The organism is Kosakonia sp. H7A, from assembly GCF_003028445.1.
GTDB lineage: Bacteria > Pseudomonadota > Gammaproteobacteria > Enterobacterales > Enterobacteriaceae > Kosakonia > Kosakonia radicincitans.
In genome coordinates, this window is sequence record NZ_PYTZ01000001.1 from 142,230 (window position 1) to 155,629 (window position 13,400).

At 59.1% G+C, this 13,400-nt stretch carries 11 protein-coding genes; 6 read left to right on the forward strand and 5 right to left on the reverse strand.

Translation table 11 applies throughout. From position 1 onward, the window contains the following. Positions 1-17: 17 nt before the first annotated feature. Genes CWM66_RS00650 through CWM66_RS00665 form a run of 4 tightly spaced genes read right to left on the reverse strand, consistent with a single transcriptional unit; the run spans position 18 to position 4,788 of the window. Positions 18-839 (reverse strand): alpha/beta fold hydrolase, encoded by an 822-nt coding sequence (locus tag CWM66_RS00650; protein WP_007375055.1) that lies wholly within the window; start codon positions 837-839, stop codon positions 18-20. Positions 840-876: 37 nt separating this feature from the next. After that, positions 877-2,502, reverse strand: coding sequence for an MFS transporter (locus tag CWM66_RS00655; RefSeq protein WP_007375054.1), 1,626 nt, complete (start codon positions 2,500-2,502; stop codon positions 877-879). Further along, the gene (locus tag CWM66_RS00660; protein WP_007375053.1) at positions 2,499-2,909 is read right to left on the reverse strand and encodes a DoxX family protein; all 411 of its coding nucleotides are present in this window, start codon (positions 2,907-2,909) and stop codon (positions 2,499-2,501) included. Before CWM66_RS00660 ends, CWM66_RS00655 begins: the two co-directional genes overlap by 4 nt. A 4-nt stretch (positions 2,910-2,913) precedes the next feature. Beyond that, on the reverse strand, positions 2,914-4,788 hold the full coding sequence (locus CWM66_RS00665) for an amidohydrolase (RefSeq protein ID WP_107146123.1): 1,875 nt from the start codon (positions 4,786-4,788) through the stop codon (positions 2,914-2,916). A gap of 234 nt (positions 4,789-5,022) precedes the next feature. Here CWM66_RS00665 and CWM66_RS00670 point away from each other — a divergent pair, with 234 nt between their 5' ends. Genes CWM66_RS00670 through CWM66_RS00690 form a run of 5 tightly spaced genes read left to right on the forward strand, consistent with a single transcriptional unit; the run spans position 5,023 to position 12,160 of the window. Continuing rightward, entirely contained in the window at positions 5,023-5,709 is a 687-nt protein-coding gene (locus CWM66_RS00670; RefSeq protein WP_007375051.1) for a hydrolase, read from the forward strand. A gap of 57 nt (positions 5,710-5,766) precedes the next feature. Then, positions 5,767-5,937, forward strand: a complete 171-nt coding sequence (locus CWM66_RS00675) for a DUF1427 family protein (RefSeq protein WP_107146124.1) — start codon at positions 5,767-5,769, stop codon at positions 5,935-5,937. A 4-nt stretch (positions 5,938-5,941) separates the two neighbouring features. After that, complete coding sequence (locus tag CWM66_RS00680; protein WP_007375049.1) at positions 5,942-6,208, forward strand: XapX domain-containing protein; 267 nt, start codon at positions 5,942-5,944, stop codon at positions 6,206-6,208. 16 nt (positions 6,209-6,224) lie between these two features. Beyond that, positions 6,225-6,611: a response regulator transcription factor gene (locus CWM66_RS00685; protein ID WP_007375048.1), complete on the forward strand. Its 387-nt coding sequence runs from the start codon at positions 6,225-6,227 to the stop codon at positions 6,609-6,611. After that, positions 6,608-12,160, forward strand: a complete 5,553-nt coding sequence (locus CWM66_RS00690) for an AAA family ATPase (protein ID WP_107146125.1) — start codon at positions 6,608-6,610, stop codon at positions 12,158-12,160. Before CWM66_RS00685 ends, CWM66_RS00690 begins: the two co-directional genes overlap by 4 nt. Here CWM66_RS00690 and CWM66_RS00695 read toward each other — a convergent pair. After that, positions 12,157-12,777 carry a response regulator transcription factor gene (locus tag CWM66_RS00695; RefSeq protein WP_007375046.1) on the reverse strand — a complete coding sequence of 207 codons (621 nt, stop codon included), beginning with the start codon at positions 12,775-12,777 and terminating at the stop codon, positions 12,157-12,159. The genes CWM66_RS00690 and CWM66_RS00695 overlap by 4 nt on opposite strands. A 447-nt stretch (positions 12,778-13,224) precedes the next feature. Between CWM66_RS00695 and CWM66_RS29040 the strand changes: the two genes are divergently transcribed. After that, the gene (locus CWM66_RS29040; RefSeq protein ID WP_167287353.1) at positions 13,225-13,392 is read left to right on the forward strand and encodes a hypothetical protein; all 168 of its coding nucleotides are present in this window, start codon (positions 13,225-13,227) and stop codon (positions 13,390-13,392) included. Positions 13,393-13,400: the final 8 nt, after the last annotated feature.

The window sequence follows — 13,400 nt, forward strand, 5'->3', positions numbered from 1 at the left end:
CTGCTTTCACTCAGACGTTACAGTTTGCTCAGGAATGCCAGCAGGTCTTCATTCAGTTGATCCTGATGAGTAACGGCAAAACCGTGCGGGCCGTTTTCGTACACTTTCAGTTCCGCGCCTTTGATCAGTTGCGCGGACAGTTTACCGGTGGCTTCGAACGGTACGATCTGATCGTTGCTGCCGTGGATCACCAGCGTCGGGACATCCACTTTCGCCACATCCGGGCGGAAGTCGGTTTCGGAGAAGGCGGTAACGCAGTCCAGCGTACCTTTCAGCGACGCCAGCAGGGCGATATTCAGCGTTTGCGTCAGTACACCGTCGGAAACTTTCTGCCCGGCATTCAGGCCGTAGAACGGGGTAGCAAAATCACTGATAAACTGCGCGCGATCTTTGAGCAGGCCATCTTTAATGCCATCGAATACGCTCTTATCGACACCCTCCGGGTGATCGGCGGTTTTACCGAAAATCGGCGTCACCGCGCCAAGCAGCACCAGCCCGGCCACACGAGAGGTGCCGTAGCGGCCGATGTAACGCGTCACATCGCCGCCGCCCATCGAGAAGCCCACCAGCGTCACGCCCTGCAAATCCAGCGCCGTAATCAGATCGTTAATGTCGGAGGCAAAGGTGTCGTAGTCGTAACCGTTCCACGGCTGATCGGAACGACCAAAACCGCGACGGTCAAAGGCAATAACACGATAACCACGCTCAGCGAGGAAATTAAGCTGGCTATCCCACATGTCACCATCCAGCGGCCAGCCGTGGCTGAAGAGAACCGGCTTACCCGCACCCCAGTCTTTGTAATAAATCTGAGTACCATCCTGCGTTTTGATTGTGCTCATCTGCTTACCTCATTGTTAAGTAGTGGGTTAACACCGATTATCGCCCGGCGGGCGCAACCAGATGCCGGACAACCGGCGGTTCATCGCTCTGATGAAAAGCCAGCACGCGCTCACGGATACGTTGATCGTTCACCGTGTGCCGCTCGTGCTGACGTAAATGTTCTATCCACGATCCCATCACCCAGGTTTCGACAAACACACCTGGCTGTACCGCATCTTCATACACCGCCCAGCCCATGGCGCCGGTACGACGTCTGACGCGGCGCATATCCTGCATCGCAAGGGTGAATTCATGGGCGTCCTGCGGATCAATGCGGTACTCACAACTCACCATCACCGGCCCACGCTCGTGGGGGATGGTGATATTCGCCGTGCCACCTGCCGGATCGAGAATATCGAGATTCAGCGCGGCATCTTTTTCCAGCCGCCAGCGCAAGACCGTCGTCGCGCCCAGCACCATGCCAACGGTTGCCGCACACAGCGACCACGCCACGCCGAATTCCGACGCCAGTTTCCCCCAGATCGCGCTGCCGACGGTCATCGAACCAAAGAACACCGTCAGGTAGACCGCCAGCGCACGCGCTTTCACCCAGCGGGCGGCGCTGCGCTGCGCGCCGACATTCAGCGTCGAGAGCACGGCAATCCAGGAAAAGCCGGTGAAAAATTCAAAGGCATTAAGCAGCCAGACATGGCGGATAAACGCCAGCGCCAGCATGGTGATAGCAAACAGCAGGCTCGCCGCCACCATCATCTGATCGGCATTCAGCCGTTTGCGCAATTTCGGTAGTACTACCGCGCCGCAAATTGCCCCGACGCCAATACAGGCCAGCATAATGCCGTAACCGCCCGGGCCAAGGCCCAGTTCACGACGCGCCACCAGCGGCAGCATCGCCCAGCCAGCGCTGCCAAACAGAAAGAACGCCACGGTGCGCGCCAGCACATTTTGCAGCACCGGCGCGGCGTGAACGTAGCGCAGGCCGCCACGAATGGCCGTGAAAAAGTGCTCCGGTGGCAGGCGCTGCACCGTGGCCTGCGGTTTCCAGCGGTGCAACACTACCGCCACGCCGACCACCGACAGAGCATTAAGCAGGAACACCATCCACGGGCCGGCAAACGACAGGATCAACCCGCCGAGCGCCGGACCGATTGCGCGGCTGATATTGATGCCCAGCGAGTTGAGGGCAATCGCCGGGCTCAGCTCCTGCTTGTCGACCAGATCCGGCACAATCGCCTGAAAGGCGGGCGAGCTGAGCGCCGCGCCGGTACTGAGTAAAAAGGTCGCTGCCAGCAGCACTTCCGGCGTGACGTTGCCGGTAAAAGAGAGCAGGGCAAGCCCGGCAGCCGCACAGAACGACCATACCTGAGAGAAGAGCAGGATCTTGCGTCGCTCGATAATATCGGCCAGCACGCCTGCGGGCAGGACAAACAGGAACATCGGCAGGCTGCTGGCGGCCTGCACCAGCGCCACCGCCAGCGGATCGGCGCTCAGCGAGAGCATTGTCCAGTTCACGCCGATATCGCTCATCCATGAGCCGATATTGGAGACCACGGTCGCAATCCATAGCATGCGGAAAACGCGCTGATGCAACGGTTGCCACGCTGAGGCGGAAGGCTGAGCAGGTGACACTGTCACCGCTGCTTTCAGTTCGTTTTGCTGGGTCATGCAATCGCTCCTTTTGCCGTCCGTCGTATTCGCCAGCTTCCAGGGCCGGTCAGCAAAAGCGTAGTAAAGATGATCAGCAGCAGCCAGCCGAATTGCCCTTCGGCAATGGACCAGTCAGGATGCACCGCCAGCATCGCCACCAGCAGCACCACGATGATTGGCACGCAGGCCAGTCGCGTCGCCACGCCCGCCATAATAAACAGCGGGCAGATCACCTCGGCGAAAATCGCGGGCAGCAGGCTCATATAAGGCCCAAGACCAAACGGATCTTCGATACGCGTCAGTTCTTCGCTGAAATGGAACACCTTCGGCAGCCCGTGCACATACAGCAGTAACAGGCTGCCCGTCAGGCGCAGGAAGAACAGCCCCGCATCAATACGGGGCGCAAAGTCAGTTGACGTTTTCATGATGTCAGAACGCAAAGCAGCTACAGCCGAGCGCGCCCCAGAACGCGTTCTCATCGGATACCGGCATGGCATTGCCACGGGCGATATCGTGCTGATGAACGTGAACTCCGCACGGGCCGGAACAGTGATGAACACCCGCCGCCTGACCGACACGGGCCGCCTGCGGCGGTGCGCTACGATAATGACCCGGAACCTTGACCACCGGCGACCACTCCGGCACCACCGGAATAGCCGGCGGCGCCAGCGGGCCAAACTGACCTGCGGCGTAGACGATATCGCCGCCCACCACCGTCAGTACCGACTCAATCCCTTTGATCTCCTCTTCCGGCACGCGGAAGTAGTCCTTGCTCAGAATGGCGAGATCCGCCAGTTGACCGGCTTTGATCTGGCCTTTTTTCCCCTGTTCGCTGGAGAACCAGGCGCTACCCTGCGTCCACAGCAGCAGGGCGGTATCGCGATCGAGACGGGCGCTGTGATCGTACATCTGCATGCCACCGACAGTGCGGCCGGAAACCAGCCAGTAGAGCGCCGTCCACGGGTTGTAGCTCGCCACGCGGGTGGCGTCGGTGCCCAGCCCAACCGGCAGGCCGTTTTCCAGCATTTTCGCCACCGGCGGCGTCTGTTTGGTGGCCTGCTGGCCGTAGCGCTCAGCGAAATATTCGCCCTGGAACGCCATGCGGTGCTGAACGGCGATACCGCCGCCGAGCGCTTTTACGCGTTCGATATTAGCTTCGGTAATGGTTTCGGCGTGATCAAAGAACCAGTGCAGGCCGTTGAACGGGATCTCGCGGTTCACTTTTTCGAACACGTCGAGCATGCGGCTGATGGATTCGTTATAAGTCGCGTGCAGACGGAACGGCCAGCGGTGCTCAACCAGATGACGCACCACACGTTCCAGCTCCTCTTCCATTCCCGGCGCCAGATCCGGGCGCGGTTCGAGGAAGTCTTCAAAATCCGCCGCCGAGAAGACCAGCATTTCGCCCGCGCCGTTATGGCGGAAGAAATCGCTGCCCTGGCCTGGCGTCAGCATGTCGGTCCATTTTTCAAAATCTTCCAGTTCATGGCCGGGCCGCTGCGTAAACAGGTTGTAGGCGATGCGGATCGTCATCTGCTTTTTCTCATGCAGTTCGGCGATCACCGCGTAATCTTCCGGGTAGTTCTGGAAACCGCCGCCCGCATCAATGGCGCTGGTCAGCCCCAGACGGTTCAGCTCGCGCATAAACTGGCGGGTGGAGTTAACTTGCTGCTCCAGCGGCAGTTTCGGCCCTTTCGCCAGCGTGGCGTAAAGGATCATCGCATTCGGGCGGGCAATCAGCATGCCGGTCGGATTACCGTTGCTGTCGCGCTGGATCTCGCCGCCCGGCGGGTTTGGCGTATCGCGGGTATAACCCACCACTTTCAGCGCCGCGCGGTTGAGCAGGGCGCGATCGTAGAGATGCAGAATAAAGACCGGGGTATCGGGCGCGGCGTCGTTGATTTCATCCAGCGTCGGTATACGGCGCTCCGCAAACTGGAACTCTGTCCAGCCGCCGACTACGCGCACCCACTGCGGTGACGGCGTGCGCAATGCCTGTTCTTTCAGCATGCGCAACGCATCGGCCAGCGACGGAACGCCTTCCCAGCGCAGTTCGAGATTGTAGTTAAGCCCGCCGCGAATCAGGTGCAGGTGCGAGTCGTTTAATCCGGGGATCGCCGTATGGCCGTGTAAATCGACAACCTGAGTGCGTTCGCCGCGGTACGCCATCACCTCGGCTTCACTGCCCACTTTAACGAATTTTCCGTCACGGATGGCGACCGCATCGGCGAGCGGGTTTTCCCGATCAACGGTGTGAAACTGGCCATTGAGCAATATCAGTTCTGCATGTGCGAGCAAATCCATACTTCCTCCAGTCTGGCGGCCCTGTTGAGCCGATAAGCATCTGGAATGAATTATGTAAAGCGCGGCGGAAAAAAGACCAGTTGTACCAAAGTATAGGTATACGAAAGGATAGTTATACCATCAGATAATAGTCGGGCCGGGGGAGCGCAGCCTACCATGCAGCCACCGATAGCGAAGCCCTGTCGTTTGCTGTCTGAACGTAGCTCCAGCTCCTTTAACCTAATGGGTGTAAATATGACAACCTCAAAGCTTGAAGTCCTGACCCCGGCTAACTGTCAGTTAATCTTTATCGATCACCAGCCTCAGATGGCCTTTGGCGTACAGTCCATTGACCGCCAGGTTCTGAAAAACAACACCGTTGCGCTGGCGAAAGCCGCCAAAGTGTTCAATATCCCGACCATCATCACCACCGTTGAAACCGAAAGTTTCTCCGGCAATACCTACCCGGAACTGCTGGATGTATTCCCGGAGAAGGACATTCTGGAACGTACCTCCATGAACTCCTGGGACGATCAAAAAGTGCGTGACGCGCTGGCTGCCAACGGCAAACGTAAAGTGGTGGTCTCCGGCCTGTGGACCGAAGTGTGCAACAACACCTTCTCCCTGTGCGCGATGCTGGAAGGCGATTACGAAATCTATATGGTGGCGGACGCCTCCGGCGGCACCTCAAAAGAAGCGCACGACTACGCAATGCAGCGCATGATCCAGGCGGGCGTGATCCCGGTAACCTGGCAGCAGGTGATGCTGGAGTGGCAGCGCGACTGGGCGCACCGCGAAACCTATGACGCAGTGATGGCGATTGTTAAAGAGCACTCCGGCGCCTACGGCATGGGCGTTGATTACGCCTACACCATGGTGCATAAAGCGCCGTCCCGCGCCAAAGCGGGTCACCGCACGCTGGCGCCGGTTCCGGCACGCTAAGCAGCACGCTGGCCGGTATTCGCCGGTCAGCATTTCCCTTTTCGGCAGGAGTTTGCCATGAGTATCGGACTGATTTCCTTTGCCGCAGGCGTGCTGATTGGCGTGATGTACGCGCTGCTGAAGGTACGTTCTCCCGCGCCGCCGGCGATTGCGCTGGTCGGGCTGCTCGGCATGCTGGTGGGCGAATGGCTGATCGCCACGCTAATGACCCACACAACGGCGGGGTAAACCCATGAAAACCTGGATCGTTTCTCTCCTGGTCGGTCTTCTGGCTGGCGTTATTTATGCTTTACTGGGCGTTCACTCACCCGCGCCGCCGGTGGTTGCGCTACTCGGATTGTTCGGCATGCTGGTGGGGGAGCAACTCGTACCGGTAACCCGCCGTCTGCTGGCCCGACAGCCGCTGACCATGACGTGGTTCCGCCACGAGTGTGTCCCGAAAATTAGCGGTGCGCCGCGGCCTGAACCCCCAGACTCGCCGCCGCGCCAGGATGACTGAGGCCAGAGGAAATCGCATGACGCAACCCCGGCGTATTGCCATTGTTGATGATGAACCCTCCGTCCGTAGCGGATTGAGTAATTTGCTGCAATCGGAGGGCTACGCCACGATAGCATTTCCCTCGGCGGAAGCGTTTCTCAACGATGGCCCGGCGCAGCCTGCGATTGCGCTGGTGATTGCGGATCTCAAACTGAAGGGCATGAGCGGCGCAATGCTGTTTGAGAGGTTGCAGCTTAGCCCGGCACCGCCGCCGGTGATCTTTATCTCCGGCCACGACGACGAAACCTGGCAACGGTACGCGGGCAAACCCGGTGCCGTTGCTTTTTTGCGCAAACCCATCGATATCGATATCCTCCTTGAATATGTTCAGCGCGTGTTGACCAACATCGAGGATAATCCATGAGCGACGCTTCGCGTCTTCGGTTGCGGCCGGAAACCAGTGAACACAACGCAGGGCAGCCTTTTACTGTGCAGGATGACGCCATCTATACGCCACTGGCGCAGGAAGGATGCATTGCCTGGATGAATGCCCATTACCCGTGGGGCAGCGACGCCTTTATCCTCGCCACCGCCGTCAGCGACGATGCCGAACCGCGCGCCAGCCAGTTGCTGAAAAATGAGCTGGCGCTGCGCGGGCAACTGGAGAGTAGCTGGGCGGTCACGCCTGTCGCCAGCGCGCAATATCATGGCCGTTTTGCGCTGGTCTATCCGACATTTGCTTTTGAGACGCTCACCCGGATGACCGCTCAGCCGATGGCCTGCATCGCCAGCTGGCTGGAGCTGGCCTTACGTATCTGCGCGCCGCTGCGCCAGATGCATCACCGCAATCTCATTCACGGCGATATCAAGCCGGGAAACATTTTTCTTAGCGGGGAGCACTGCCGTCTCGGCGGATTTGGCCTTGCCACCAACAGCAGTGAAGCGCGGGCGCAAAACTGGCTGCCGCTTTCCGGCGGCACACTGGCGTATATGTCACCGGAACACACCGCCCGCACCCATCATGCCGTTGACAGCCGTAGCGATCTCTACAGTCTGGGCATCGTTCTGTATGAATTACTGACCGGCGTGCTGCCGTTCGATCTGCCCGAAGGCGGGCAGGCAGAGTGGACGCTGCATCATATTGCCTCTGAACCTGCCGCGCCGCACAGCCTGCGGGAAGGGTTACCGCCGATGCTGTCGACCATCCTGCTGAAGCTGCTGGCCAAATCGCCGGAGAAACGTTATCAGACCATTGATGGCCTGATCGCCGATCTGCGCCGATGCCAGGCCACGCTGACGCCGGAGCAGGGCATTCCGGCGTTTACGCCCGGTTTACAGGATCGCTCTCCGTCGCTGCACTTTGCCAATACGTTGTACCGCGCACATCCGCAGGCGGGCGAACTGGTTGCGGCGCTGGAAGAGGTTAACCACAGTGGTAAACAGATGCTGGTCACCCTCAGCGGACCGTCCGGGATGGGGAAATCTTCGCTGATGGCCTCGGCGCTGAAACTGTTTCTGCAACGCCCGACGCTAATTGCGCTTGGCAAAGTGGAGCAGTACAGCTCGGTGCTGCCGCTTGGCGCGCTGACGGCGGCATTTCGCTCGCTGGCGTTGCATTTGCTGGGGCTACCCGCCGAAGAGGTGACGCGCTGGAAATCACGGCTCTCCGTCGCGCTGGCCGGGTATGAAGGGCTGGCGGTCAGCCTCGCGCCGGAACTGGGTCTGCTGCTGGGGAGTAAACCCGCGCCTTTCATTGACAGCGTCGCGCTGGATGCCCGCGCCCGCTTTAATCATATGGTGTTGCGCCTGGTGAGTGTATTTGCCACGCCCGGTTGCCCGCTGGTCATACTGATCGACAATCTGCACTGGATCGATGACGCCAGCCTGCAACTGCTGGAGTACCTGTTACAGCACAGCCACGCCTTGCCGCTGCTGATGGTGGTATCGCACCGCGATCTGCCGTCGCTCGGGGATGAGGAGTTTGCCGCCACGCTGGTACGCCTGCGCAGCGCCGCCCGGCGAACGACAGCGTGCGAGCCGCAACCCCTCTCCGTCAAAGCCGTGGCGCGCTGGCTGGCGATCGTTTTTCAGACCCGCCCGGCATCGACCGTTGATCTGGCAAAACTGATCCATGAAAAAACCGGCGGTAATCCGCTGTTTGCCCATGAATTTTTTAAACGCATCGTCGAAGACGGGCTGGTGAGTCATAACAGCTATCAGGGGCGCTGGCACTATGATCTGGCGGCGATTCGCGCCCGTTACTACAGCGAAAACGTTATCAGTCTGGTGCTGCAACAACTGGAACAGATGCCGGATGAGACCCGTACGCTGCTCGCTCATCTGGCCTGCCTTGGCAGCGCGGGCGGGGTGTCGCTGGCAAGCCGCATACTGGAGATAACGCCTGGCGAGCTCCGTTTGCACCTGCATCCGGCGGTGGCCGTGCAGTTAATTACTCTCAACGCCGACGAATACACTTTTACCCATGAGCGCATTCAGCAGGCGGCAAGCGCCGCGCTGCCCTTGTCCGTATGCCGTCAGTTACATCTGCGGGCCGCCAGCCTGCTGGCTGATGAAGCGCGGCAAACCCCAGGTAACGAGATCCTGTTTCGCACCATCCACCATGTCACGGCGGCGATCGACAGTATCCAGCTTGCGCCACAGCGGCAGAAGTTCAGCGAACTTTGTGCCCATGCCGCCCGGCAGGCCAAACGCAGCGGCGATTACGCTTCCGCGCTGGGTTATTTACAGACCGCGCGCACGCTCAGCGCCGACAGCGGCGATCTCTTCGCGCTCGATTTACAGCGGGCAGAATGCGAACTTCTGCTGGGCCATCTCGCTACCGCACGCGCATCGTGCGAAACGCTGCTGGCCTCGCCGGGCGGGCTGGTGGAAAAAGCCCATGCCGCCAGTGTACTGGCGGAGGTGCATATCCGCCGCTCCAGCTATTCACAGGCGCTCGACACCACGCTGAGCTGGCTCTCCGTGTTCGGTATTCACGTGAGCCGCCAGCCGGACGATGCGGAGTGCGACGAAGCCTGGCAGGAGATTTCATCCCTTATCGGTACGCAGCCCGCCAGCGCGTTTATGGCGTTGCCGCGCATGAACCACCGCGAAACGGATGTGCTGATGAACCTGCTGGGAAGCGCCAGTCTGTACGCCAGTTTTCACTGTCCACGCCTGCATTTCCTGCTGCTCTGCCGGATACTGCAACTGACGCTGGAGCGCGGGCTGACGGGCGCATCCACTGCCGCACTGGCGTGGTTTGGCGTGATGATTGGCGAGCGGTATGGCGAGTATGAGCAGGGCTTTCGCTACGGCACGCTGGCACAGGATCTGGTCACGCGCCACGGTTTTCATGATTACGCTGCCAAAACACTGGTGGCGCTGGGGCGCAGCAGCGTCTGGATCCAGCCGTTGTCGCATACCGTCCAGTGCGCCAGAAACTGTTTCACCGCTGCGGTTGCGCATGGCGATCTCACTATTGCCTGCTTCGCCTCCTTCCGTGAGGTCAGCAACAGCCTGGCCTGCGGCGACCCGCTTGATGTGGTACTGAGTTATATAGAACGCGGGCTGGCCTTCGTGCGCGAAACACGTTTTTCGGATATGGATACCGTCCTTCTGTTACAACGTCACTTTGTTGAGTACCTGCGAACACCCCAGCCGGTGTTTAGCGGTAAAGCCGTGTTGCCGGAATCACTGCTACCGGCAACACCGCCGCCGACCATGCTGTTCTGGTTCTGGCTTTATCGCGGAATGGCGCACTTCTTTGCCGGTGAATATGCGCAGGCGGAAAGCAGCCTGCTGGAAGCGGGACGTTTTGCCTGGTCCGCGCCCGGACACGTCAATCTGCTCGATTACCATCTCTACAGCGCGCTGTCGTTGTCGATGCAACTGACGCCGGATACCTTTTCCGCCGCACATCGCCAGCGGCTTAATCAGCACTACAACCCGATCGCGCGCTGGGCGCGACTCAATCCGGCGACCGTCAGCGACAAAGAGGCACTGCTGTACGCCGAGATCGTCCGGCTTGACGGGATGAACAGTATCGCCATTGGTCAGTATGAGAAAGCCATCAAGCTGTCGCGCGAAGCGGGCTTTAACCCAAGCAACGCGCTGGCGCACGAACTGGCCGGGCAATTTGCCCGCACCTGCGGTTATCCAACGATTGCCGATGCCTGGTTTCGCGGGGCAATCGCCGCCTGGGGCCGCGTTGGCGCGCACGGCAAAGTGCGTCAGCTCGAACAGACGCACCCGCACCTTGTCGCGAAGGCGGCCAGTACGCCGTATGACACCATTGCGTTTGCGCAAAATGATGAAATTCGCGATCTGCAAAGCATCATCAAAGCCTCGCGCGCGCTCTCCGAAGAGATCAATCTTGAGCGGCTGATCCAGATCCTGATGACCATGTTGCTGGAACGGGCAGGCGCACAGCGCGGCTTGTTAATCCGCGTACTGGACGACACTATCCCGCTGATTGAAGCCAGCGCACACACCAGCAACGAAGGGGTGCGCGTACAGGTACTGAACGAAACGCCGCTGGCGACGGATTTACCGCTGTCGGTGCTGGCGGCAGTGATCCGTACCGGACAGGAGATCCGCACCGGCAGGCCGGAAGAGTACAGCCCATTCAGCCAGGATCCCTATCTGTTAACCTCCGGCGCGGCTGTAATGTGCGTGCCGATGTTTAAACAGGCGCGGCTGGTGGGGGCACTCTATCTGGAGAATCGCCTGATGCCGGACGTGTTTACCGCCGGGCACTCCCGCGTGGTAAACCTGCTTGGCGCGCATGCGGCGGTTTCGCTGGAAACGGCGCGTCTGTACGCTGAACTGCTGGAGGAGAATATTCAGCGCCGCCGGGTGGAAAAAGAGCTGCGCGCCAGCCAGACCTCGCTGATGCTCGGCGAGCAGATCAGCCACACAGGAACCTGGCGCTGGGAGCTGGAGCAGGATCTGATGCATATGTCGGATGAGTATGCGCGCATTCTGGGGCTACCGGAGAAACGCAAGCTGATTTCGATGGCCGAGTTTCTCACCTATGTGCATCCTGACGACCATGCGCATATCAGCGCGCTGGTGACCCGCAGCGTCGCGCAGGGGTTAACCATGCAGGCGGAGTTCCGTATTATCCGCGCCGACGGCGAGGTGCGTTATATCCTCGGCATCGGCGATCCGGTAGCGGCCAGCGGTGAAACGGTGCATGAATATTTTGGCACCATCACCGATATCACCACCCAACGGCAAAATGAAGATGCGGTACGCGTGGCACAGGCCGAACTGGCGCGCGTTTCGCGGGCAACCACCGTCGGGCAACTGACCTCATCAATTGCCCATGAGATTAACCAGCCGCTGATGTCGATTGTCTCCAACGCGGGCGCCAGCCTGCGCTGGCTTAACCGCGATCCGCTGCCGATTGAAAACATCCGCACCGGGCTGGAGGAAATTATTAGCGAAGGGCAGCGCGCAGGCGAGGTGATCCGCAGCCTGCAATCCTTGACGCGCCGCCAGCCGCCGGTGTTTGAACGCCTCGATCTGCACGCGCTGCTGCACCATATTCTGACCCTGTCGCGCAGCGAACTTGAGCGGCGGCATATTGCTGTCGATTACCGGTTGCAGGCCGCCAATAGCCTGTTTTGCGGCGACAGCGTGCAGATCCAGCAGGTGCTGCTGAATCTGGTAATGAATGCCATTGAAGCGATGGCCGAGGTGGATTCGCGCCCGCGGGTGCTGACGCTCAGCACGCAAAACTCGCAGCCGGGTGAACTGCTGTGCGCCATTGCCGATACCGGCAGCGGAATGGATGCCGAAGTGCAGGCCCGCCTGTTTGAATCGTTCTACACCACCAAAGCGCAGGGAATGGGGATGGGGCTGACCATCAGTCACACCATTATTGAACGGCATCAGGGGAAGCTGACGGCGCAGGCAAGAACGCCGTTTGGCAGTCTGTTCTCCTTTACCGTGCCCGCCAGCGATTAACGGCTGCGGGATTTGGCGATTTGCAGGCTTCCGGCGGCATGCACCAGATCCGCCAGCGAGCGGGCCTGCATTTTGTCCATCACCCGACGGCGATGCACTTTGACGGTGATTTCGCTGACGCCGAGCTCTGCGGCGATCTGCTTATTCAGCAAGCCGCTGATCGCCAGTTCAAACACTTCCTGCTCGCGCGGCGTTAAAGAGAGGTGGCGCTGTTTGAGCGCAAAGTTCGCCTGCTGCTGTTCAAACTCCTGCTCGGCGCCTTTCAGGGCATCCACCACCGCAGCCAGCAAACGCTCCGGTTCCACGGGTTTAGTCAGAAACTCTCGCGCACCGGCTTTCATTGCCTGCACGGTTAGTGGAATGGTGCCAAATCCCGTCAGAAAGATAATCGGCAGCTCGCGCCCGCGATCTTTTAACGCGCTGGCAACATCAAAACCATTCACCACCGGCATGTTTAAATCGAGGATCAAACAGGCCGGAACGCCGACAAGGGGATGAGAGAGAAATGACTCCGCGGACGCGAAGTCGATGGCGCGATAACCTTCGGATGCCAACAGCCGGACAATTGATTTTCTGACGGCATTATCATCATCGACAACGTAAACGACAGGTTCCATCATCTTTCGGCCTCACAGGGGCGACGCGCCTGAAAATGCACGTCTTTCAGTTTGCAGGCTGATACTGATAACATAATTTTTAACCGGATGAAATGACGAGAATTTCCTTACAAACTGTGTGATTTTTATTCAGGTAAACAGCGATTTTTCACTCCGGTTGACGGCATCGTTTCTCAGCGCGACTTTCGAATGAAATTTGCGCTAAAGCATTGAATGTTGCACGTCGTTTAATCAAATGTTGCAAAAGTAGCGTTACTGTCAACCAACGCAATCATCTCCTGCTTTACCATCTCAACGCAAAAAATAAGATTAATCTTACGCCAGCACCCTTTACGCCAGTACAGCGCAAAACACAGCGAATCAGATAGCCATAATGTTTTCCGGCTGCGGTTGCATGTTAGGTTTCAAAGGGCACCATGAAACCCGTAATACAAAAGGAGATGTATTATGAAAAAATTCAACGCATTACTCTCAATGCTGTTATTTGGATTATCGATGAATATCGCGGCAGCGCCCCCGGAAAGGAGCAGCGAACCGGACTGGAACGAGGTGTGTCATATCCTTTGCCTGGCCGGTGAAGGCGGCGCTGCCTGCAACTGTGATCTCATTCCCTGATTGCCGCC

What these genes read in the sequence shown, in the direction of transcription:
- CWM66_RS00660 (WP_007375053.1), bottom strand. Translation starts at nt 2,909, where the DNA reads ATGAAAACGTCAACTGACTTTGCGCCCCGTATTGATGCGGGGCTGTTC.
- CWM66_RS00695 (WP_007375046.1), bottom strand. Translation starts at nt 12,777, where the DNA reads ATGGAACCTGTCGTTTACGTTGTCGATGATGATAATGCCGTCAGAAAA.
- CWM66_RS00670 (WP_007375051.1), top strand. Translation starts at nt 5,023, where the DNA reads ATGACAACCTCAAAGCTTGAAGTCCTGACCCCGGCTAACTGTCAGTTA.
- CWM66_RS00680 (WP_007375049.1), top strand. Translation starts at nt 5,942, where the DNA reads ATGAAAACCTGGATCGTTTCTCTCCTGGTCGGTCTTCTGGCTGGCGTT.
- CWM66_RS00655 (WP_007375054.1), bottom strand. Translation starts at nt 2,502, where the DNA reads ATGACCCAGCAAAACGAACTGAAAGCAGCGGTGACAGTGTCACCTGCT.
- CWM66_RS00675 (WP_107146124.1), top strand. Translation starts at nt 5,767, where the DNA reads ATGAGTATCGGACTGATTTCCTTTGCCGCAGGCGTGCTGATTGGCGTG.
- CWM66_RS00690 (WP_107146125.1), top strand. Translation starts at nt 6,608, where the DNA reads ATGAGCGACGCTTCGCGTCTTCGGTTGCGGCCGGAAACCAGTGAACAC.
- CWM66_RS29040 (WP_167287353.1), top strand. Translation starts at nt 13,225, where the DNA reads ATGAAAAAATTCAACGCATTACTCTCAATGCTGTTATTTGGATTATCG.
- CWM66_RS00685 (WP_007375048.1), top strand. Translation starts at nt 6,225, where the DNA reads ATGACGCAACCCCGGCGTATTGCCATTGTTGATGATGAACCCTCCGTC.
- CWM66_RS00665 (WP_107146123.1), bottom strand. Translation starts at nt 4,788, where the DNA reads ATGGATTTGCTCGCACATGCAGAACTGATATTGCTCAATGGCCAGTTT.
- CWM66_RS00650 (WP_007375055.1), bottom strand. Translation starts at nt 839, where the DNA reads ATGAGCACAATCAAAACGCAGGATGGTACTCAGATTTATTACAAAGAC.